Annotated in this window: 18 protein-coding genes, 1 tRNA gene and 1 pseudogene; all 20 read left to right on the forward strand. The window is 58.6% G+C overall.

The window, feature by feature from the left end:
- Window positions 1-63 precede the first annotated feature (63 nt).
- Window positions 64-378 carry a septum formation initiator gene (locus QU660_RS00005; protein ID WP_304946309.1) on the forward strand — a complete coding sequence of 105 codons (315 nt, stop codon included), beginning with the start codon at window positions 64-66 and terminating at the stop codon, window positions 376-378.
- 64 nt (window positions 379-442) lie between these two features.
- Window positions 443-1819: a tRNA lysidine(34) synthetase TilS gene (tilS, locus tag QU660_RS00010; RefSeq protein ID WP_304946310.1), complete on the forward strand. Its 1377-nt coding sequence runs from the start codon at window positions 443-445 to the stop codon at window positions 1817-1819.
- On the forward strand, window positions 1816-2352 hold the full coding sequence (gene hpt / locus QU660_RS00015) for a hypoxanthine phosphoribosyltransferase (RefSeq protein WP_304946311.1): 537 nt from the start codon (window positions 1816-1818) through the stop codon (window positions 2350-2352). Before tilS ends, hpt begins: the two co-directional genes overlap by 4 nt.
- Window positions 2349-4184 (forward strand): ATP-dependent zinc metalloprotease FtsH, encoded by a 1836-nt coding sequence (gene ftsH / locus QU660_RS00020; RefSeq protein ID WP_304946312.1) that lies wholly within the window; start codon window positions 2349-2351, stop codon window positions 4182-4184. The genes hpt and ftsH overlap by 4 nt, the downstream gene beginning before the upstream one ends.
- Window positions 4174-6228 (forward strand): glycoside hydrolase family 13 protein, encoded by a 2055-nt coding sequence (locus QU660_RS00025; protein ID WP_304946313.1) that lies wholly within the window; start codon window positions 4174-4176, stop codon window positions 6226-6228. Before ftsH ends, QU660_RS00025 begins: the two co-directional genes overlap by 11 nt.
- Before the next feature lie 62 nt (window positions 6229-6290).
- Window positions 6291-6363 (forward strand) — tRNA-Gly (locus QU660_RS00030).
- 88 nt (window positions 6364-6451) lie between these two features.
- Window positions 6452-6703 carry a hypothetical protein gene (locus tag QU660_RS00035; protein ID WP_304946314.1) on the forward strand — a complete coding sequence of 84 codons (252 nt, stop codon included), beginning with the start codon at window positions 6452-6454 and terminating at the stop codon, window positions 6701-6703.
- On the forward strand, window positions 6700-7923 hold the full coding sequence (locus QU660_RS00040; protein ID WP_304946315.1) for a L,D-transpeptidase family protein: 1224 nt from the start codon (window positions 6700-6702) through the stop codon (window positions 7921-7923). The genes QU660_RS00035 and QU660_RS00040 overlap by 4 nt, the downstream gene beginning before the upstream one ends.
- A gap of 151 nt (window positions 7924-8074) precedes the next feature.
- Window positions 8075-9163, forward strand: a complete 1089-nt coding sequence (locus QU660_RS00045) for an N-acetylmuramoyl-L-alanine amidase (protein WP_304946316.1) — start codon at window positions 8075-8077, stop codon at window positions 9161-9163.
- Between the two features lie 82 nt (window positions 9164-9245).
- Window positions 9246-9740: a transcription elongation factor GreA gene (gene greA / locus QU660_RS00050; RefSeq protein WP_304946317.1), complete on the forward strand. Its 495-nt coding sequence runs from the start codon at window positions 9246-9248 to the stop codon at window positions 9738-9740.
- Between the two features lie 123 nt (window positions 9741-9863).
- Window positions 9864-10781 (forward strand): nucleotidyltransferase family protein, encoded by a 918-nt coding sequence (locus QU660_RS00055; protein ID WP_304946318.1) that lies wholly within the window; start codon window positions 9864-9866, stop codon window positions 10779-10781.
- 22 nt (window positions 10782-10803) lie between these two features.
- Window positions 10804-11256, forward strand: a pseudogene (locus QU660_RS00060) (shikimate kinase); the annotation flags it as partial.
- Window positions 11257-11389: 133 nt separating this feature from the next.
- On the forward strand, window positions 11390-11908 hold the full coding sequence (locus tag QU660_RS00065) for a flavin reductase family protein (protein ID WP_330693257.1): 519 nt from the start codon (window positions 11390-11392) through the stop codon (window positions 11906-11908).
- Window positions 11909-11999: 91 nt separating this feature from the next.
- Window positions 12000-13457, forward strand: a complete 1458-nt coding sequence (locus tag QU660_RS00070; RefSeq protein ID WP_304946320.1) for an SWIM zinc finger family protein — start codon at window positions 12000-12002, stop codon at window positions 13455-13457.
- A gap of 16 nt (window positions 13458-13473) precedes the next feature.
- Complete coding sequence (locus tag QU660_RS00075; protein WP_304946321.1) at window positions 13474-15288, forward strand: hypothetical protein; 1815 nt, start codon at window positions 13474-13476, stop codon at window positions 15286-15288.
- A gap of 14 nt (window positions 15289-15302) precedes the next feature.
- Window positions 15303-16385, forward strand: a complete 1083-nt coding sequence (locus QU660_RS00080) for an ATP-binding protein (RefSeq protein ID WP_304946322.1) — start codon at window positions 15303-15305, stop codon at window positions 16383-16385.
- A gap of 14 nt (window positions 16386-16399) precedes the next feature.
- Window positions 16400-18649: a DUF5682 family protein gene (locus QU660_RS00085; RefSeq protein WP_304946323.1), complete on the forward strand. Its 2250-nt coding sequence runs from the start codon at window positions 16400-16402 to the stop codon at window positions 18647-18649.
- A gap of 11 nt (window positions 18650-18660) precedes the next feature.
- Complete coding sequence (locus tag QU660_RS00090; RefSeq protein ID WP_304946324.1) at window positions 18661-19869, forward strand: VWA domain-containing protein; 1209 nt, start codon at window positions 18661-18663, stop codon at window positions 19867-19869.
- 60 nt (window positions 19870-19929) lie between these two features.
- Entirely contained in the window at window positions 19930-20433 is a 504-nt protein-coding gene (locus QU660_RS00095; RefSeq protein WP_304946325.1) for a QueT transporter family protein, read from the forward strand.
- 42 nt (window positions 20434-20475) lie between these two features.
- A complete protein-coding gene (gene murC / locus QU660_RS00100; RefSeq protein WP_304946326.1) occupies window positions 20476-21882 on the forward strand; it encodes a UDP-N-acetylmuramate--L-alanine ligase in 1407 nt (468 codons plus the stop codon).
- Window positions 21883-21917: the final 35 nt, after the last annotated feature.

A 21917-nucleotide genomic window follows, 5' to 3' on the forward strand; every position in this document is an offset into this window, starting at 1 on the left:
AAAACGCGTGGCGTGGAGTAAAATAAACTTAAAGTGTGCGCAAACGGAGGAGGAGGGAAGAGCGTGAGTCGCAGCAAGAAAAAAGCGGGGTCTGCGAAGAAAAGAAAAGTAAGACCCATCCTGTTCGTCTATTTGTTCTCACTGCTTTTGGTCGGAATTTTGGTGGGGCAGCGCTGCCAACAGAATGCGCGGCGTGCCGAGCAATTGGAAAAGCAGACGCGCGAACTGGAGGAGAAATACCGGTTTGAGCTCGCGCGGAACGACAAGCTCACCAAGTACAGTGCTTACGTCGAGACCAAAGAATACATCGAGGAAAAGGCGAGAGAAAAGTGGGGACTCGTGAGTCCCGACATCATCCTCTTAAAACCGGAACAGTAAAACAAGCATTGAGGATCTGCGGTTTGCGCCGAGGTCCTCACTGTACATTTGAGGAGAAAGAGGCGTGCGGGATAAGCTTTTGCGGGCGCTCGGAGAGAGCGGTACGGTGCGGCGGGGCGACGCGCTCTTGCTTGCGGTGAGCGGCGGGGCGGATTCGACGGCGCTTCTGCTCGCGCTGCATGCGCTGCGGGAAGAACTGGCCCTAAGCCTGCGCGTGCTCCATGTCCACCACGGTCTGCGGGGCGAGGCGGCAGAGCGGGACGCGGACTTTGTGCGGGCGCTCGCCGCCCGATACGAACTGCCCTTTGAACTGGTGCGCGTCGATGTACGGCGGGCGGCGCGGGAGGAGAGGCAATCACTCGAGGAGGCCGGGAGAGAGCTCCGCTACCGCGCTCTCTTTGCGGCGGCCGAGCGCTGGGAAAAAGAGTGCGGCGGCAGGGTGAAGATTGCGACCGCGCACACCGAGGACGATGTGGCGGAGACCGTGCTCTTACAGCTTGCCCGTGGGAGCGGCCTAAAGGGGGCCGCGGGCATCCCCGCAATCCGGGGAAGACTGGTGCGCCCGCTGCTCGAGGTTTCGCGCGCGGAAGTCGAGGCCTATCTCGGACGGCGGGGGCAAAACTTCGTCGAAGACGAGAGCAATGCGACGGATTCCTTTGCGAGGAACCGTCTCCGGCGGGACATACTGCCGCGTTTTCGGACGGACATCAATTCGGAGGCCGTGCGGCACTTTGCCCGAGCCGGACGCTATTTTCGCGAGGCGGATGAGTACTTCGAGACGCTCGCCGGCGAAAAGGCGCAGGTCCTCGTGCAGAGAGAGGGGAGCAGCGTGCGGATTGCACGGCAAGCCCTGCTTTCGGAACCGGATATTGTCAGCAGCTATTTGCTCCGGCATTTATTGGATGCGGTCGGCTGTGCGCGGAAAGATATTTCCGCGCGGCATTTGGAAGCACTTCGGGCGCTCGCCGCGAAGGAACACGGAAAACGCATTGCGCTTCCGCAGGGCTTTCTCGCGGAGCGCTGCGGGGAGGCACTGGTACTGCGAAGGGCGGAGGAACACGGGAAATGCGAGTCGCAAGAAAAGCCCCTGCCCGGTCCGGAAGCCATTACAGCGCGCAGCTTTCCGCGCACCGCGGGGGCAGAGCCTCCGAAAGACCCGTATGTACAGTGGTTTGACAGCGACAAGCTGCCGAAACATTGGGAAATCAGAACGCGAAGAAGCGGCGATAAAATTGCGATGCAGGGCGGCGGGCACAAGAGTCTCCGCGCCCTCATGACAGAGGCAAAAATGCCGCTCGATTCGCGGGACCGCTTGCCGCTCTTGGTGAGCGAGACAGGAGAGCTGATTTGGGCCGTAGGGCTTCGGAGCAGCGCGGCCTATTGGGTGGATGAGACAACAACCGACATATTGGAATTGCGATACGAGGGAGAAAAAGTATGAGAGAGCATGTAAAGATTATGTTTCGAGAGGAAGAGGTCAACCAAAGAATTCAGGAGGTTGCCGATCAGATTAACCGCGATTACGGCGACACGCCGCTGCATCTCATCTGCATTCTGAAGGGCGGCGCGATGTTCATGTGTGAGCTCGCAAAGCGCCTCACCATGCCTGTCTCCTTTGACTTCATGTCGGTCTCGAGCTACAGCGGCACCGAGTCGAGCGGTATTGTGCGCATTGTGAAAGATCTCGACGAGTCGCTCGAAAATAAGCATGTGCTGATTGTCGAGGACATCATCGATACGGGACGCACCCTGGCGTATCTCATCGAAGTGTTGGAGAAGAGAGGGCCGAAGGACATTCATCTCTGCACCCTCCTCGATAAGCCGGAGCGCCGCGTAAAAAAGCAGGTTACGGTGGACTATGTCTGTTTTACGATTCCGGACCGCTTTGTGGTGGGCTACGGTCTCGACTACGATCAGAAATACCGGAATTACCCCTATATCGGCGTGGTCGAGTTTGAAGAGGAGCACCCTTGAACTTAAAGGGAGGACGCTTCCTTCGACTCTTCAGTTTCGTGCTGCTCGGTCTCTCCCTGCTTTGGCTGGCCGGAGGCTTAGGCAGCGATCTTTTGGAGGCAAGACTCAGCCACAGCGAGTTTGAGGCGGTATTGGCGGGCGGTGCGGTACAGGAAATTTCCATACGGCAGAATCGCCTGACGCCGACCGGCGAGGCGAGGATTGTATACAAGGGAGAGGAGAAGCGCTTTTCGAGAGAGCGCTACTTTGTCTCGGATGTTAACCGCTTACAGTCGGAACTGGAAGAAAGAGGCATTGATTTTCGCCTGGAGAATCCGCCGGTCGGCGGGGACTTCCTGGGTTACGGGCTTTTGCTCCTTCTCACCGCCGGCGCGGTATTCTACACCTTCTATCGCCGCGGTCTTCCGGGCGGGGGCGGCGCCGTGCAAATCGGACGGGCAAGAGCAAGAAGAGAGAACCGGACGGGGGAGAACTTCGGGACCGTCGCCGGGCTCAGCGAGGAGAAGGAGGAACTGGCGCAGCTGGTCGACTTTCTCCGCGCGCCGGAGAAGTACACGGAACTTGGTGCAAGGATACCGAAGGGCGTATTGCTCGTGGGCCCGCCCGGTACCGGTAAGACCCTGCTCGGCAGAGCAATTGCCGGAGAGGCCGGCGTCCCATTCTTCTCGGTGGCGGGTTCCGATTTTGTGGAGCTCTTCGTGGGTGTCGGCGCTTCCAGAGTGCGTGAGCTCTTTGAAGAAGCCAAGAGCAGCGCGCCCTGTGTCGTGTTTATCGACGAGATTGATGCGGTCGCGAGACGGCGCGGCGCGGGGCTCGGCGGCGGAAACGATGAGCGGGAACAGACCCTGAACCAGCTCTTGGTCGAGATGGACGGTTTCACCCCGAATGAAGGAGTCATTGTTCTCGCGGCGACCAATCGGCCGGACGTTTTGGATCCGGCGATTTTGCGCCCGGGGCGCTTTGACCGGAAACTCACGATCAGTAGGCCGGACCTCTGTGGCAGAGAGGAAATTTTAAGGCTGCACGCAGCCAACAAGAAGTTCTCGGAGGAAGTGGATTTTTCGGAACTCGCGCGCATGACCGCAGGCTTTACCGGGGCGGATCTTGAGAATCTCCTGAACGAGGCGGCCATCTTCGTGGCGGCCGAGCGCAGGGCGTTTGTCACGGCGGCGGATTTGCGGCGTGCCTTCCTTCGCGTCACGGTCGGTACCGAGAAGCGAAGCCGTGTGATCTCGGAGGAGGAAAAACGCATCACCGCCTATCATGAGGCGGGACATGCACTGCTCATGAAACTGATTCCGGGACAGGGACCGGTGCACACGGTCTCAATTATTCCGACCGGCATCGGCGCGGCGGGCTACACCCTGTCGCTTCCGAACGGGGAGCAACTGTTCGAGACCAGGTCTCATATGCTCGGACAGATCAAAGTGGCACTCGGCGGCCGTATCGCCGAGGAACTGGTTTTCGGCGAGCCGACCACGGGGGCGGCTCAGGATATCAAGGAGGCGACCGCGCTCGCAAGAGCGATGGTTGAAACCTACGGTATGAGCGCTGAAGTGGGAACGGTCCACTGCGGCGGCGCGGAGGACGAAGTATTTCTCGGCAGAGACTTCGTCCACACCAAACCCTACAGTGAGGCGACGGCAAGTCTCATTGACAGCGAAGTAAAACGCATCACAGACGAGTGTTACCGCGAGGCAAAAGACATCATGGTATTGCATCGGGACAACTTGGAAACATGCGCCGCGCTACTGCTCGAAAAAGAAAAAATTAACAGGGAGGAATTTGAAGCCCTGTTTGAAGGGAAGTCGGAAGAGAGCAATGGAGAGTAACGCATTTTTCAGCGACACCAGTGAGCGTTTTGTCACGGAGTGGCAGACCGAAGGGCGAACGAAGATACGTGTGCGCTTTCGCGGCGCTTTAAACGACAAGCTTCGTGTGAGCTTGATTCTGCAGGAGAAGAAAGAGAAAACAGAACTCCTGCCGGTCAGCGGCGGAAGACGCTTCCGCTACTATGCCTGTACCTTTTCGGCGGAGGAGGCAGTCTCCTGGCTGTTTTTGATTGAAGACCGGGAGAGCGGTGAGCGCCTCTTTTACGACAGGCGCGGCGCAAGCACGTTCGCGCGGCCCGAGCTCGCGTTTCAGCATATTCCGGGTTTTCGGACACCGGAGTGGGCCAAGGGCGCGATTATGTACCAGATTTTTGTGGATCGCTTCCGGAACGGCGGTGCGGAAAACGACGTGGATACGGATGAGTACATCTACATCGGCCTGCCGGTGCAGCACATCGAAAATTGGGATGAGAAGCCCTCTCCCTTCGATGTCGGTTATTTTTACGGCGGCGACTTGAACGGGGTGCGGGAAAAGTTTGCCTATTTGAAAGATCTCGGCGTCGAGGTCATCTACTTTAATCCGCTCTTTGTCTCGCCCTCGAATCACAAGTACGACACCCAGGATTATGAGCACATCGACCCGCACCTCACCGTTATTGCGGAGGACGGCGGCGAGGTGCTCGCGTCGGATGCCACGGACAACCTGAATGCGACGCGCTATCAAAAGCGGAGCGCGGACCCGAAGAATCTCGCGGCTTCCGACCGCTTCTTTGCGGCCTTCACGGAGGAAGCGCATCGCTTTGGTTTCCGCATCCTCCTGGATGGCGTCTTTAACCACTGCGGCTCCTTTCACAAATGGCTGGACCGGGAGAAAATCTATGCGGAGCAGGGAAGTTATGCGCCGGGCGCTTATCTTGAGAGAGAGAGCCCCTATCACGACTACTTTGTGTTTATGGATGATCGAAAAGAGGCCTGGCCGGATAACCGCAGTTACGACGGCTGGTGGGACAATGATACCCTCCCGAAGCTAAATTACGAGGCGAGCGAGGAACTCGCGGAGCGCATACTTCGCGTCGGCGAAAAGTGGCTGAGCCCGCCCTACCGTGCGGACGGCTGGCGCCTCGATGTCGCGGCCGATCTCGGACACACGCAGGACTATAACCACAGCTTCTGGAAGCGCTTCCGCGCGCGTATCAAGGCGGTGCGGCGGGATGCCCTCATTTTAGCGGAGCACTACGGCAATCCCTCCTCCTGGTTAAACGGCAGGGAGTGGGATTCGGTGATGAACTACGACGGCTTTATGGAGCCGGTCAGCTGGTTCCTAACCGGCATGGAGAAGCATTCGGACGGCAAGGACCCAAGCCTTCGCGGCGACGGCGCGCGTTTCTGGGACATGATGAGTCTCGCAATCGCAAAACTCCCGGAGCCCTCTCTCCACACGGCCATGAACCAGCTCTCGAACCACGACCACTCGCGCTTTCTGACGCGCACCAACGGCGTGGTCGGAAGACTGGCGGAGCTCGGCTCCGCGGCGGCGGAGAACGGCGTGCAGCTCTCGGTCATGCGGCAGGCCGCCCTCATGCTCTTTACCTGGCCGGGCGCGCCCACCATGTACTACGGGGATGAGGTCGGCGTCTGCGGCTTCACCGATCCCGACAGCCGCAGAAGCTACCCCTGGGGACACGAAAACCTGGAGCTCCTCGAATACCACCGCTACCTCAGCAAGCTGCACCGCAATTCGCAGGCACTTCGGCGGGGCTCGCTCGTGCCGCTCTTAATGGAGCGGGATTTGGTCTGTTACGGCAGGGTCTACGGGCGGGAACAGGTTCTGATCTTTGTCTATACCGGACAGGAGGACAAACTGCTGCGTCTTCCCTACTGGAAACTCGGCGATAAACTTCCGCAGTCCGTGAAGCGTGTCATGCTGACCTACGAGGCCGGATACAACGTGGGGGAGGTCAAGTATGCGCCGGAGGACGGCATGATTCTGGTCTATGTCACGAAGAATTCCGCCGGTATCTACCTCGGAAGCGTGAAGGAATAAAAAAAGACTTTACGGGAGAGAAGCCCTGTGCTATACTCTAACTGTCCGAAATTCGGACAGATGCGATAGTGGCGTAGTTGGTAACGCGCGACCTTGCCAAGGTCGAGACCGCGGGTTCGAGTCCCGTCTATCGCTCTCGCTTCTCCCCGCAACCTGCCGTCGCTCCCTTGACGACGGGTTGCGGGGATTTTTTGTAGAAGCGGTACCGGCGGAGGAGGGAAACTTGGGAAAAGAAGAACCGAAATTACCGGAGTGGCCGAAACTGCCGGGTGAGGAAGAGACGGAGAAGCGGAGTGCGGCGCGGGATCGCAGATTTCGACAGCAGCTTCCGCCGCTGTTCGGTCTCGCGGTGCTCTGTGTCAGTGCCCGGATTGCGAACGATATCCAAGCGTTCTGGCCGCGGGCTGTCATAGCGGCGCTGGATTTGGCACTGATTTATTGGCTGGTGACAAGGCGAAAGGAGAAACCATCATGAGAGTAAAGCAAATGCAGGCTATGGTTGCGGCAACGTTGCTCTTTGGCGGCGTCCTGCTGGGAACACATACGACATATGCGGCCTTGGGCAAGGTTGTGGATATTGCGGAGGTCAAAGAGAGCGAGGCGGATCGCACGAGCTATCGCGGCAGAGTCGAAAAGCCGATTGATGAGGTTTATGCGCCGCGCGAGGCAAAAACCGATAAGAATGAGATAAAGGCGGAGGCAAAGCCGCAGGAGAGCACGGCGACAAGCGGGCAGGGAAGCGCGGCAAAGTCTGCTTCGGAGAGCACGGTGGCCGCGTTTAAGCCGGAGAACACCGACAGCGGTAAGACCGGACAGGCGACCCTCGCGCCCTCCAAGCCGAAGGAGAGTGCAGCGGCTTCGACGAGTGCGGCAAGTACCGCGACCGCGGCGACCGAAACCGTCGCGGCAAACGGAGAGAAGCGCATCGACACTTCGCTCCTCAGCTATGACGTATCGCGCTTTACGCTGCCCGAGGACGCAAAATCCCTCATTGTCGTGGAGGGCTTTGCCGTTAAGGGCGGCAAGGATACTTACCGTGAGACCAAGGTGAGCGACGAGTCGCGCTGGAACAAGGCGCGCGTCACGGTCTTCGTGAAGAACGATGCGGGACAGTGGCAGGCGAAAATTCAGTCCGCGGGCGTCTACGGCTACGGCGGCATGTCCGCAAAGCGGAAAACCGGTGATGGCACGACCCCGATCGGACTCTGGAAGACCGATACGCCCTTCGGGCGGAACGCATCGGAGGAGGGCTTCCCGAGCGATTACACGCACATTCAGGCGGATGCGAAGCGCCAGTACTGGTCGGATCAAACCAACCGCCTGGAGAGTTCGGAGAAGCTCGCATCTCAGAAGGGTGAAAAGCTCTGGGAGGACTGGGCAAAGAACATCTACGCCTATGCGCTGAACACAGGGTTTAACAAAGAAAACCGCCAGCCGGGCACCGGCTCGGCGCTCTTCTTGCACTGTACGAGCAACGGCAAGCCGAGTACCGCGGGTTGCGTGGCCATACAGCCGGAGGCGATGAAAGCGGTGCTCCGCCAGTACGCAAAGGGCGGCATGTATATCGCACAGGCACCGGAGGGGCAGTTCGAGCAGGTCTACGGCGCGTTCAGCGAGAGCGGCGCTTCGGCAAAGGGCGAGTTCACGGCTTCTACCAAGGAACTTCCGGCGACCGAAACCGTCGTGTTGCAGTGAATTTTGTTCGACAAAATAAGAGAGACGGCGAAAGCCGTCTCTTTTTCTTAAGAGTATTGTCGCTTGCGACAAGCGCAACGGGACCTTAAGATAGATGCAAAGCATAGAAACGCAAAGCGCCGGGGAGAAGCGCAAGCGAGAGGAGAAAAAAATGAAAAAGGGATATCTGACGGCGGCGGCCGCGGCGGCGCTCAGCGCAGCCATGGCCTTCGGCGCATGGGCAGCTTCGTTTCAGTCAGTCAATCAAGTCATGTATGTCAATGCGAGCAGTTTAAATGTGAGAACCGAACCCTCGACGACAGCGGGCAAGGCGCAGAGCCTTTCTCGCGGCACGGCGGTACAGGTGAACGGGCTCTCCGGAGACTGGGCGCGCATTTCGCTCGGCGGCAAGAACTATTATGTCTCGAGCCGCTACTTGAGCAGCGGCAACAGCGCTGCGGCCGGCACGACAACGGCGGCAAGTACGCCGGTCTCCGTTCCGGAGGGCGTCACGGTCAGCGATATCACGGTCAGCGATAACCTGCGCTTTGCCTCGTCTTCGAAAATCAAGACGGGAACGGCAAAGCTCTACAAGAACACCAAGGGCAAGTACGGGGATAAGGTAATCTGCGTCAATGCGGGTCACGGCACCAAGGGGGGCGAGCGCGTCAAGACCCTCTCGCACCCGGACGGCAGCCCGAAGGTAACGGGCGGCACAAACCAGCGCGGTGCGGTGGAGTCCATGGCGGTGTCCTCGGGTATGACCTTCCAAGACGGAACGGCGGAGAGTACGGTGACCTTACAGGAGGCACAGATTCTGCGCGACGTGCTTTTGCAGCGCGGCTTCAGCGTACTCATGATACGCGAGAGCAGCGATGTACAGCTCGACAACATTGCGCGCACGGTGCTCGCAAACAACTATGCGGCCTGCCACATTGCCGTTCACTGGGACAGCACGACTTCGGACAAGGGCGCATATTTCATGAGTGTTCCGGACGGCCTCAAAAAGATGGACCCGGTCTCCTCGACCTGGCAGAAGAGCGAGGCTTTCGGCGAGGCGCTGATCGGCGGCCTGAGAGGCAGAGGCGTGAAGATTTTCGGCAGCGGTTCCATGGATGTGGATCTCACGCAGACTTCGTATTCCACGGTCCCGAGCATTGATATTGAGCTCGGCGACAAGGTATCGGATCACAGTGAGGCGACCCTCCGAAAGCTCGCAGAGGGCTTGGCGGACGGCGTCACGCAGTATTTTACAAAATAAGGGACATCCGACAGAGGGAAGTCTCCCGCAAAACAGGAGACTTCCCTTTTGTTGTGCGGCAGACAGCAGAAAGGAGAGAACAATGGGAGAGCGTTTGACCGGAGCGGACGTTCGAAAAATCGAGGCGGAGATCGAAGAGCGGAAGCTGGTGCTTCGCCCCGAGCTCATTCAGGCCGTCAAGGAGGCCAGAGCCCAGGGAGATCTCTCGGAGAACTTTGAGTACTACGCGGCAAAGCGGGAAAAGAACCGGAACGAGAGCCGCATCGCTTATCTGGAGCGCATGCTCAAGTTCGCGACCATCATTGAGGACCGTGCGGCGGCGGATGAAGTGGGTATCAACAAGTCGGTCGAGGTCTACTTCATCGACGACGATGAGAGCGAGCGCTATAAAATCGTGACGGGCATACGCGGCGATACCACGGCGGGGCGCGTCTCGATCGAGTCGCCGCTCGGGAAGGCGCTCTTGGGACACAGGGTCGGCGATCTGGTCCATGTCGCACTGCCCCAAGGCGGCTACGATTTGGAAATTCGCGCCATCGAGGCGGATGACAGCGACGATGAGATTCGCTCTTTCTGAATTTGCGCGGGGACGCCACGAAGAGAGAAAGCTGTCGCAAAGCTTCCTGAAATGACGTATAATTCAGCTATATGCAGGGAAGATTTGACGACTTGAACAAATCAATGACAGGAGGACAGGGGTATGAAAACGACATTGGTTGTGCTGGCCGCGGGAATCGGTTCCCGTTTCGGAGGAGGCATCAAGCAGCTCACGCCTATGGGCCCGAACGGCGAAATCATCATGGACTATGCAATCTACGATGCGAAGCGCGCGGGCTTTGACAAGGTAGTCTTCATCATCCGCAAGGATCTGGAGAAAGACTTTAAGGAAATCATCGGCGACCGCATCTCGAAGGTCATTGAGACCGACTATGCCTTCCAGGAAATCGACGATCTGCCGGAGGGCTTCACGGTTCCGGAGGGCAGAAAGAAGCCCTGGGGAACAGGACAGGCAGTGCTTGCGGTGCGCGGCAAGGTCAACGAGCCCTTTGTGGTCATCAACGCGGACGACTACTACGGTCCGGAGGGCTTCAAGGCCATCCACAAGTACATGACCGAGGAGATGGATTTGACGGGAGAAAAGCTCGACATGTGCATGGCGGGCTTCATTCTGAAGAATACGCTCTCTGAAAACGGCACCGTGACGAGAGGTGTCTGCAAGGTCGATGAGACTCACATGCTGAAAGGCGTGCGGGAGACCTTTGAAATTCGCATGGAGGACGGAGCGCTGAAGGCAGAAGACGGTGAGGGAAAGCCGGTTACGCTGACGGCGGATCAGTATGTCTCCATGAACATGTGGGGCTTTCCGCCGAAGTTCATTGAGGTGCTTGAGAAGGGCTTCCCGGAATTCCTCGCGGCGCGCGGCACGGAATTGAAGAGCGAGTATCTCCTGCCGACCATTGTGGACAAGTGCATTCAGTTGGGTGAGGGCAGTGTGAAGGTATTGCCGACGCACGACAAGTGGTTCGGCGTGACCTATCAGGAGGATAAGCCGACCGTCGTTGCAGCGATTCGTGAGCTCATTCGGACGGGAAAGTATCCGGAGAAACTCTATGACTAAAAACTGCCTCACGCTGATTGGGATGCCGGCTTCCGGCAAGAGCTCCGTCGGCGTCGTGCTGGCAAAAAAGACAGGTCGCCGTTTTGTTGACGGCGACCTTCTGATTCAGGAGCAGAACGGAAAACTCCTGAAAGAGCTGATTGCCGAGCGGGGAGATGACGGCTTTCGCGCACTGGAGGAGGAGACCCTTGCCGCACTCGAGACCGAGAATGCGGTCATTGCGCCGGGGGGCTCCGTGATTTACGGCGAGAAAGCCATGGCGCGGCTCAAAACCCTGGGGCGTATCATCTATCTGAAACTCTCCTACCCCGCGATACGGCGCCGCCTCGGCGATTTGACGGCGCGCGGGGTCAGCATCAAAGAGGGGCAAAGTCTCCGGGATCTCTACCGCGAGCGCACGGTGCTCTATGAAAAATATGCCGATCTCGTGATCGACGAGACAGGCCTCAGCACGCGTAAAGTGGTCGATGCCATCCTGCGGGCCATAGGCGAGGGCGGGGACAGCGTGCCGCCGGAGCCGCCGAAAAAAGCAGTACGTCAGAGGAGGAAACGAAATGGCAAAGGAAGTGTGGCGCGGCGGCAACATGCTGTATCCGGTGCCGGCCGTGATGGTGAGTTGCCGCGGAAACGACGGAAGCAGCAATCTGATCACCGTCGCGTGGGCGGGGACAGTCTGCTCCGATCCGCCGATGGTGTCGATCTCCGTTCGCCCGGAACGTCACTCTCACCGTCTGTTGGTCGAGAGCGGCGAGTTCGCAATCAATCTGACCACGGAGGCACTGGTCCGAAAGGCCGATGAAGCGGGCGTGCGCTCGGGGCGCGACTGCAACAAGTGGGAACTGCTCGGACTCACCGAGGAGGAGGCATCTAAAATCAAGGCGCCGCTCGTCAAGGAGAGTCCCGTGAACCTCGAGTGCCGCGTGACAGAGCGCATCCCTCTCGGCACCCACGACCTCTTTCTTGCGGAAGTGCTCGCGGTCGATGTGGACAAGAGCCTGATGGACGAGAAGGGGAAGTTCTGTCTGGAAAAGGCAAAGCTGGTCGCGTATTCCCACGGGGAGTACTATGCGCTCGGCGCGCTGCTCGGCACTTACGGTTATTCGGTGCGAAAGAAAACAAAAAAATGAGCTTGGGAATACAGCTACGGCGTGTTGCGGTAGCTGTATTTTTTTGGGATAATGAAAAGATAGCCAACAATCGCAGCGCAGGAGGAGAGAAATGAGAACACTCAGCGAACAGGATATACGTCCGCTTGCTCCCAATGACAGCGCTTTTCGAAACGGAAAGAAAATTTCGGACAGCGGTGCCTTTACGGAGCGGGTTTGCTCGAAGGACGAGAGTTACTACGCAGGCAGTTGCAAGGGCTCCGGGAAGAGCCTCTATCAGGTTTCCGCCTGCTTTGAAGAGGGCAAAGCGCCTGTGATACGCTGCAGTTGCCCGAGCCGCCAGTTTCCCTGCAAGCACGGGATTGCCCTTCTGTTCGAGATTGCCGCGGGCAAGGACTTTGCCGAGACGGAAATTCCCGAGGATATCGTAAAGAAGCAGGAAAAGCTCAAAAAGCGGGACGAGAAAAAGAGCGAAGAAAAGGCCGAGCCTGCCGAGGGGAAGCCGCAGGCAAAGAAAAAGAGCGCGAGCGGACAGACGGCCTTCCGAAAGAAGACGGAAAAACAGCTTGAGGGCCTCGCGCTCCTTGACGAGGCGCTTTCGCGTCGCATGAAGCTGGGCCTGCTCTCGGGCCTCACGAATATGAAGGAAGAGGATGCGCTCCTCGTAAAGCGACTCGGCGACAGCTATCTCTCCGGGCCGCAGCAGCTCTTTAAGCGCTTTACCTTTCTGCTTAACGAGGCAGGGTATGCGCGGGAGCAGGCGAAAAAAGAGCGTCTTTTAAGGGGCGCCGTGCGGGAACTCGAAAAGCTTCGCACCCTGGTGCGCCGCGGCAGCGCCTACTTAACGGAGAGACTGGAGGCGAAGGCCGGCGAGCCGGATGCGAATCCGCTCTACGATGCGCTCGGCGGCGTGCGGAAAAAGGAGGAATTGGAGGCGCTCGGCTTAAAGCTCTCCGAGACAGCACTGATTCAGCTTGCCTTCGAAGTGCGCTACGACGAGGCGAAACGGGAGTTCCTGGATCTGGGACATTGGATTTCTCTCTCGGACGGAACCCTTTACCGCGAGATGAATTTTAGACCCGTCAGCGCAAAGAATTACATTGCGGAGAAGGACAGTTCCGACCGGAGACTCCGCGCGGAGCACTTCCCCTACTATCCGGCCTTTCCGGGTGAGGCAGCGCGCATACGCCTCGAGGACGCAATTGCGGAGCAGCCGGAAGCGGCGGATTTTGCGCGTATGATCGGCTTTGCGGCGCCCATCGCGCAGGCGGCAAAACAGGCGGCCAAGGCGCTTCAGTCGGTGCTCGCGGAGGACAAAGCGCCGGCCCTTTTGCAGCTTTCGGATGTAGCGGTAAAAGAGGACGCAGTCTATCTGAGAGATGCGGCGGGAAGCCTGCTTCGGATCACGGATGCAAACGGCAGCGAGGCGGCACTTCGCCTGCTCTCGCAATTTGATACCGGGAAGAGCGCGGTTTTCGGGCTCTTCTTTGCGGATGAAGTGCGGCGGGAACTCTGCTTTTTGCCGCAGAGTCTGGTGACCGGGCGGGGCATCATCCGCCTTATGCTTTGAGCGGGGAGGGAAACGCATGAATGCGGAAATATTGACTTCGATGAGAGAGAGTCTTTTTCAGTGTGCCCTCACGGGGAGCGAACGCATTGCGGAGGATCCCCGCTTTTCGCGCGCCCTCGCGGAACTCGGGAATCACCGCGGCGAGGCAAAGGTCTTAGAAGAACTCGCGCGCCGCGGAGAACAGCTTCTTTTGCCCGCGGAGGAAAGAGGCACGCAGATTCTGGACTTACTGGCTCTGTTGGACGCAGTCCTGCTCACGCAGAGCAAGGCTGCGGGAAGCGGGGACGAAGTTCCCTTAGAGGAAGCCGTGCGAAAGGAGGCAATCCCGGAGCTCTATTATCGGCAGGAGAGCTATCGAAGCCTCGAGAGCCTGCGCCTCGCCCTGACCGAGAGCGGAAAAGGGCGCATGGAAGTGCTGAAGGCAGCAAGAGAGAGTAGGCGCCCCTATCTCGAGGATCTGAGACTCCAAGAGCTCTTCCTCCGTGCGCTCAGCGATCGCTATGCGGAGTTTGCGGATGAGGTGGAGAACTGGATTTTAGAGGAGCGCCCCAAGACCTTTCTGCCCCTTTTAGAGCGTGCCTTTTCGCCGGAGCAGAAGGAAAGGGTGCAGCTGCGCTATTTTTCGCTGATTGACGCGATTTCCGGCGGCGGAACCAAGGAATATTACTTAGACATCATCGCGAGATCGCAGGGCGATTTAAAGGAAGCCGCAATTGCGGCGCTCGGTGAAGATCCCGCAAACTATGAGTGCCTGCTTGCGCTCGAAAAGACAGAAAAAAACAAGGCCCATGCGGCCGTCATCGGCGCACTGGTAAAATATCCGCAGGCGGAAGAGCTGGTGAAGCAGGCTTTTTTAAAGAAGCCGGATCGCTATATCGATGCGGTTTCGTACAGCAGACTCCCCTATGTCGCGGATCTAATCGCGGGAGAGATGGAAAAACTCTATCTCGCGTGTGAGAAGAACGGCAGAGACAGAAAGGATACGGATAAGATTGCGGAGCTCTGGACCGCGGCCATCGACATGGAGAGCCCGGCTTTGCTCGCGCAGTTACAGCGCTCCGGAACCCTTGCGGAGAGCCGGAGAGATTACTATTTGCTCACGGCGATGTTACGCGTGCCCTTCAGCGCGGAATTGCGCGAGAGCTTGAAAGCCCTGATACCGACAATCCCGATGCGGAACAAGAGAAACCGATTCTCGTTTTTACTCGCGCTCGAAGAGCTGACGCCGGAAGAGAGCTTTCTCCGCTTTTCGCCGTCTTTTGAGGAGCGCCTGCTTGACAAGGTGCTCTCATCTCCCGAGGCAGCAAAGGAGAGACGCGAGGACTCCGAGGGTATTTTCGAGGCGGTGCAGAGCTTTTCGAAGCGCCCGGAGTACGGCTGGGCACATCTCGATCCGCGCTGGTATCCCCTGCTCTTAACGTATAAGCACTACAACGAGAACGAAGGGGGGCTCCGCGCCCTGTACCGCGAGGACATACCGCGGGCCAAGGAACTCTGGAGTGCCTGGGAGTACAAAAACTTACAGTACCGTCCCGCGACGGAGGAGGATATCGAGCGTCTCAAAGCCTACGCCTGGACGGATTTTTCGAAGGTCTTTGACGGCAGCATAAAGACTTGGCAGAGGCGTGGCTTCTATAACTATGACTTAACGGAACTCAGTGAGCAGTCGCTTTCCATCGGACTTCCGAAGGATGAACTCATTGCTCTTTTGGAGCGGGTCTATAAGGGCGTGAACATGCGGAGCAACAACTACGGAAACGCGACGCAGCGGCTCGGCGCGGCGATTCAGGCGCTGAAGGACGGCGCAGAGCCGGCAGAACTCACATGGTAAGAGAAGGAGATAGGATGGAACAGAAGGAAGTACAGCGCCGCCCGGCGGAAGAACTCTTCCGAGAGGAACTGGACGCGCTCAAGGCAGCGGAACAGTATGAAGTCCCCGCGGGTTGGAATATGTCGCCGCGCTCGGTGCTCACCTATATTCTCGGCGGCAAGGCGGGAGATGTCGAAATCACGCCGAAGTACATCGGAGATCGGCGCATTGTCGAGATTGCGGTCGCAACCCTGATGACAGATCGCTCTCTCCTCTTAATCGGCGAGCCCGGCACCGCAAAGTCCTGGCTCTCGGAGCATTTGACCGCGGCCATCAACGGGGATTCGAGCCGTGTCGTGCAGGGTACGGCCGGTACGACCGAGGAGCAGATTCGCTACTCCTGGAACTATGCGCTCTTAATTGCCGAGGGTCCGAGTGAGCGGGCGCTTGTAAAGACGCCTATTTTCCGCGCGATGGAAGAAGGCAAGATTGCGCGCTTTGAGGAAATTTCCCGCTGCGCGCCGGAGGTGCAGGACGCCCTCATTTCCCTACTCTCGGAGAAGCGCGTCTCGCTTCCGGAGTTAAACCGCGAACAGGCCGCTCTGCGCGGCTTCTCGCTGATTGCGACGGCAAATACGCGCGACAAGGGCGTGAACGAAATGTCCGCCGCGCTGAAGCGCCGTTTTAACATTGTGATTTTGCCGAGCCCGAAAAACCTCGACGCGGAGGTTGAGATTGTCGAGAGCCGCGTGAAGCAGCTCTCGGCGCAGCTCCGCCTGCCGGCGGCTCTGCCGGAGGAGGAAGCGGTTCGCAAGGTCTGCACCGTGTTCCGGGAGCTAAGGAACGGCGAGACCCTGGACGGCGGGCAGAAGGTAAAGAGCACGCAGAACGTGCTCTCGACGGCAGAGGCAATCTCTCTTCTCGTAAACAGCATGGCGCTCGCCGGAAGCTTCGGAACGGGCGAGGTGAGAGACAGAGATCTTGCGGCAGCGCTGCAGGGAGCCATCGTGAAGGACGAGGAGAAGGACAGAAAAATCTGGGAGGAGTACCTCGAGCACATCATGAAGCGACGCGGCAGTGAGTGGGCAGAGCTATACGATGCCTGCCGCTCGCTCTGAGACGCGGAGACACTATGAAGGCTGCGGAAAAAAGCCCTGTCTTGGTCGGCATACGCCATCACTCGCCGGCGGGGGCACACTATATACGGGAGTTGCTCCGGGAGACGAAGCCGGACTGCCTTTTGATTGAGGCACCGGCGGACTTTGCGGAACTGATTCCCGCGCTGACGGATCCCGCGCTCAAGCCCCCCTTTGCGGTTATGGCCTACACGGTCGAGGCGCCGGTTCGGAGCGTACTCTATCCCTTTGCGGTCTATTCGCCGGAGTTTCAGGCGATGCTCGCCGCACGAGAACTCGGCATTGAGATTGCCTTTTGCGACCTGCCCTCGCCTTATATGATAGGTCTACAGCTCGCGGCGGAGAAATATTACGAGCGGCAGAGCGAGGAAGAGCGGGAGGCGGCGCGAAAAGAGGCCTCCGCGCTCGGTGACACCGAGAGCTTCTGGGAGCGTTATCTTGAGCAGAGCGAGAACTTAAGCGCGTATTTGGAGCGCTCCCGCATTTTCGGCGAGGGTGCAAGAGAGGCAGCGCCGGGCGAACGCATCGAACAGGCTTGGAACGGGCTGCGCGAGGCCTATATGCGCCGCATCATTGCGGAAAAACAGGCGGCCGGCATTGCGGCGGATAAAATCGTCGTGCTGACCGGTGCCTTCCACAGTGCGGCGCTCTATGAGGGCGAGTGCCTCGACGACGCGGCGCTGAAGGCACTCCCGCAGTATGAGGTGAAAAAGACGCTGATGCCCTATTCCTACCAGCGGCTCTCGCGCCGCACGGGCTACAGCGCGGGAAACAAGGTGCCGGCCTATTACGAGCTCCTCTGGGCTGCCCTGCGAACGGGGCAGCCGGAGAGCCATGCGGCGCGCTATCTCTCGACCCTTGCCGGGCATATCAGGGAGCGGGGCGGCATGGTCTCATCGGCGGAAGTCCTGGAGGCAAATCTCTTGGCACAGAGCCTTGCGTCACTCCGGGAAGGACGTTACCCGACCCACGACGAGCTGCAGGATGCCGCGGTGACCTGCATGGGGCACGGGAGCTTCGGCGAGATTGCCGAGGGACTCGCGCTCACCGACATCGGCACGAAAATAGGCGAGGTACCGCGGAGCGGTCTGCTCACCTCAATTCAGCAGGACTTTGCGGATCAGTGCGCGGACTTAAAGCTGAGCTTCGGTTTGGTCGCGGAAAAGCTCCGCTTGGATCTCCGCGAAAATCGCCGTGCAAAGAGCGAGAAGAGCGCCTTTTTACAGCTGCGCCGCTCCTTCTTTTTGCAGCGGCTGCGCCTTCTCGGAATCGGCTTTGCCGTTTGGCAGGACAGCAGACAGCAGGATGCGAGCTGGGAAGAAAACTGGGTGTTAAGCAGGACGCCGGAGGCGGAGATGCAACTCGCCGAGGCCGTCTTAAAGGGAGATACGATAGCGCACGCCGTGAGCTTCGATTTGCAGGAGAAGCTCACGGCGGCGGAACAGATTGCGGAGATTACGGAGCTCTTAGAGAGCGCCTTTCTCTGCGGCATGCCGGAACTCTTGCAGGCGGCGGTCAGTCGTCTTGACAGCGCGAGTATCGATCAGATTTCCATAGAGGAGATTGCGCGGACAGCCAAGACTCTCTCGCGCATGCTGCAGTTCGGGGATGTGAGACAGTCAGATGTCTCGGTGCTTCGCCCTATTTTGGAGCGCCTTTTGCTCCGCGCGAGCCTTACCCTCACGGATGCCTGCTTCTGCGACGACGAGGCGGCGGGGCATCTCGCAAAGAGCATCGAGGACATCCAGAGTATCTTCAGTGTGGAAAAGGGCTTGCCGAGCGAGAAGTGGGAGCATGCCGTTCGGGAGCTTTCGCGCCGGGACGATCTGAATGCCAAACTCTCGGGACTTGCGACTGCCATACGCCTGGACAGCGGCGATTTAAGCGAGGAAGAACTCTCGCGGGAAATCAGCCGTCGCATGTCGATCGGACTTCGGGCAGAGCTCGGTGCGCTTTGGTTCGAGGGGCTCTCGCTTCGAAATCACTATGCGCTGATTGTGCGACGTGTGGTGTGGGAGAGCCTGAGCCGCTATCTCGACGAGATACCGGAAGAGAGCTGGAAGCGCGCCATGGTCTTTTTGCGCCGCAGCTTCGCCCTCTACAGCGCGAGCGAGAAGGATATGGTCGCCGAAAACCTCGGAGAAATCTGGGGCTTAGAAAAGGAACAGCTCAGCGAAGTTCTGAACGCGGAGCTCAGCAAAGAGGAAAGTCAGGCGCTCGCATCGTTTGATTTCGACGATTTTTAGGGAGAGAGAACATGAACGAAAACGAAGCGCGAATTCGGAAGTGGAGGCTGCTGCTCGGCAGGGAGAGCGAGGAGCGCTGGAAGCAGTACGGGAGCGGCACGGACAAGCTTCTCTCCGATGAGGATAGGCTCATGGACATTGCGCTCGATGCGATTTACAATGCGGATGCCTATTTTTCCTACGGAGACGGCAATTCTTCCGGCGGTATGCGGGGCGGAAGAGAGACAAGCACCATAAGCCGTTGGCTCGGCGACATCAGAAGCCTGTTCCCGCCGGATTTGGTTAAGCTGGTGCAGGGAGACGCGGTGGAGCGCTGCGGCCTAAAGGAACTTCTCTTTGAGCCGGAGCTCCTGGACGCCGCCGAACCGAGCGTGGACCTCGGCAGCATGCTGCTCCTCTTAAAAGACCAGGTACCGCAGCAGAGCAAGGAGAGTGCGCGGCGCTTTATTCAGCGCATCGTCGAAGAGATTCAGCGCCGTCTCGCGGACGATTTGCGCCGTTCGGTAACGGCGGCCTGCAAGCGGACGGAACACACACCGATTCCCTCGGCCTCGGGGCTTGACTTTAAAAAGACCATACGCCACGGACTCAAGAACTACGATGCGGCGAAGAAGCGCATCCTCCCCGAGAAGTACTACTTCTTTGCGAAGCAGCAGAACAACGCCGCAAAGTATCACATCATCCTCGACATCGACCAGAGCGGCTCGATGGGAGAGTCGGTGCTCTACGCCTCGGTCATGAGCAGCATACTCGCCTCCCTCCGCACGGTGAAGACCAATGTGGTCGCCTTTACGACAGAGGTGGTCGACCTCAGCGATAAGACCGAGGACCCGGTCGAGCTGCTGTTCGGCTTTCAGCTCGGCGGCGGCACCGATATCAACAACTCGGTTAAGTACTGCGAGAAGCTGATCGAGGAGCCGAAGAAGACCCTCTTTTTCCTAATTACCGACCTCATGGAGGGCGGAAACCGCGCGGCACTCATGCGTCGCCTTGCGGCGATGAAGGAAGCCGGGGTTCGCGTAATCGTTCTGCTCGCGATTGCGGACGGCGGCGCGCCCTATTACGACGAGCACAACGCAAAGCACATCGCCTCTCTCGGCATTCCCTGCTTTGCCTGCAGTCCGGAGCGTCTGCCCGAACTCCTTGAGACCGCACTGAAGGGCGGAGAAATGCGGCAGTTCGAAGGAGATGTGCGTCAAGCGAAGAAATCCGTGCTATAATGTTGCACCGGTGAGTTCGAAACCATCCTCACTTAAAACAAAACTATGGAGGAAACACAAATGAAAGAGAAGTCCCTTGGAAACACGAGGGCGCTGGTCAATGCAGCGCTCCTCGCCGCAGTCTATGCGGCGATCACCTACATGACCAAGCCGATCAGCTTCGGCGCGGTGCAGTTCCGCATTTCGGAGGCACTCTGCATCCTGCCTGTCTTCACGGTTTCTGCCGTGCCCGGGCTCTTTGTGGGTTGCTTTCTCGCAAACTTCCTGTCCGGCGCCGCGCCGCTTGACATTGTCTTCGGCAGCCTTGCGAGCTTAATCGGCGCCTACGGTACCTATCGGCTTCGCGACAAGGGATATCTTGCTTCCCTGCCGCCCATTGTGAGCAACGCGCTGATTATTCCCTTTGTGCTGCGCTACGGCTACGGCATTGAGGGCTCGCTGCCCTTCTTCGGCCTGACCGTCGGAATCGGCGAAATCATCGCAATCGGCATTCTGGGAAATATGCTTCGCCTGGCGCTGTTGCGCTACGGTAACAAACTCTTTCCGGAGGGCGGCATCGCCTGAGCGGAGAGCGGGTTTGAACGCATTTGTTTGAGGAGAGACAGAATGGAAACAGTCAGCATTGATTTTGGAAAGCCCTGTCGCGTCTACTTTATCGGAATAGGCGGCGTCAGCATGAGCGGACTCGCGGAGATACTTCAGAAAGAGGGCTTCACGGTGAGCGGAAGCGATGCGCGCGAGAGCGCATTTACCGAGCAGCTCGGCGCGCGAGGCATTCAGGTTTATATCGGACAGCGGCGCGAAAATCTGAGCGCGCCGGTTGACTACGTGGTCTACACGGCGGCCATCCACCCGGATAATCCGGAGTTTCTGGAGGCAAAGCGCCTCGGCATTCCCATGCTGAGCCGCGCGGAGCTCCTCGGGCAGCTGATGCGCTGCTACCGGGAGAGCATTGCGGTCAGCGGCACGCACGGAAAGACGACGACCACCTCCATGCTCTCTCATATCCTGCTCACGGCGGAAAAGGACCCCACAATATCGCTCGGCGGCAACCTGGATGCCATCGGCGGCAATATCCGTGTCGGCGGCAGTGAGACTTTTTTGCTCGAGGCCTGCGAGTACACAAACAGCTTCCTGTCCTTTTTCCCGACCCTGGAAATTATCTTAAATATTGAGGCGGATCACCTTGATTTTTTCAAGGACCTGGACGATATCCGCCATTCGTTCCGCCGCTTCGTGCAGCGCATGCCGGAGAACGGTGCGCTTGTCATTGACAACCGCATTCGGAATTACCGGGAGATTGTCGGTGATTTTAAGGGGCGGGTAACCACGGTCGGCACCGCGGAAGCGGACTATTACCCGACGGATATCCGCTTTGACGAACGCGGCAACGCGGCCTTTACACCGTCGGAGCACGGCAAGGCCTTGCCGCGCATTCAGCTTGCCGTGCCGGGAGAACACAATGTCTACAACGCGCTCGCGGCCCTGGCGGCCTGCCGTCTGCTCGGCATCGCGCCGGAGCAAATCCGCGACGGCCTCGAGGCCTATCGCGGCACGGAGCGGCGTTTTGAGCACAAGGGCGAGTATCACGGGGCCGTCATCGTGGATGACTATGCGCACCATCCGCAAGAGATTGCGGCGACTTTAAAAGCGGCACAAAAATATCCGCATCAAAAGCTCTGGTGTGTATTTCAGCCCCATACGTATACCAGAACCAAGGCGCTTTTGCCGGAGTTCGGGACCGCCCTCGAAGGTGCGGATGTCGTACTGCTCGCGGATATCTATGCCGCGCGCGAAACCGATACGCTCGGAATCAGTTCGCGTGATGTCGCGGATGCAATCAATGCGGATCAGCCGGGCAAAGCGCGTTATTTCGGCAGTTTCGCGGAAATCGAAGCCTGCCTTTCGCGGGAAGTTCGAGCGGGAGATCTGGTCCTCACCATGGGGGCCGGCGATATTTATCGCGTCGGAGAAGAACTTTTAAACAGCGAAAAAAACGGCAATGTGAAATAATAAGCGCCCAGAGAGCGCGAAATGAGCCGGTGTGC

Origin of the sequence: Stomatobaculum sp. F0698 (assembly GCF_030644385.1) — a bacterium.
GTDB lineage: Bacteria > Bacillota > Clostridia > Lachnospirales > Lachnospiraceae > Moryella.

Coding starts and splice junctions, on each gene's coding strand:
- hpt (WP_304946311.1), top strand. CDS start 1,816: ATGAGAGAGCATGTAAAGATTATGTTTCGAGAGGAAGAGGTCAACCAA.
- QU660_RS00025 (WP_304946313.1), top strand. CDS start 4,174: ATGGAGAGTAACGCATTTTTCAGCGACACCAGTGAGCGTTTTGTCACG.
- QU660_RS00040 (WP_304946315.1), top strand. CDS start 6,700: ATGAGAGTAAAGCAAATGCAGGCTATGGTTGCGGCAACGTTGCTCTTT.
- QU660_RS00045 (WP_304946316.1), top strand. CDS start 8,075: ATGAAAAAGGGATATCTGACGGCGGCGGCCGCGGCGGCGCTCAGCGCA.
- greA (WP_304946317.1), top strand. CDS start 9,246: ATGGGAGAGCGTTTGACCGGAGCGGACGTTCGAAAAATCGAGGCGGAG.
- QU660_RS00055 (WP_304946318.1), top strand. CDS start 9,864: ATGAAAACGACATTGGTTGTGCTGGCCGCGGGAATCGGTTCCCGTTTC.
- QU660_RS00065 (WP_330693257.1), top strand. CDS start 11,390: ATGGTGAGTTGCCGCGGAAACGACGGAAGCAGCAATCTGATCACCGTC.
- QU660_RS00070 (WP_304946320.1), top strand. CDS start 12,000: ATGAGAACACTCAGCGAACAGGATATACGTCCGCTTGCTCCCAATGAC.
- QU660_RS00075 (WP_304946321.1), top strand. CDS start 13,474: ATGAATGCGGAAATATTGACTTCGATGAGAGAGAGTCTTTTTCAGTGT.
- QU660_RS00080 (WP_304946322.1), top strand. CDS start 15,303: ATGGAACAGAAGGAAGTACAGCGCCGCCCGGCGGAAGAACTCTTCCGA.
- QU660_RS00085 (WP_304946323.1), top strand. CDS start 16,400: ATGAAGGCTGCGGAAAAAAGCCCTGTCTTGGTCGGCATACGCCATCAC.
- QU660_RS00090 (WP_304946324.1), top strand. CDS start 18,661: ATGAACGAAAACGAAGCGCGAATTCGGAAGTGGAGGCTGCTGCTCGGC.
- QU660_RS00095 (WP_304946325.1), top strand. CDS start 19,930: ATGAAAGAGAAGTCCCTTGGAAACACGAGGGCGCTGGTCAATGCAGCG.
- murC (WP_304946326.1), top strand. CDS start 20,476: ATGGAAACAGTCAGCATTGATTTTGGAAAGCCCTGTCGCGTCTACTTT.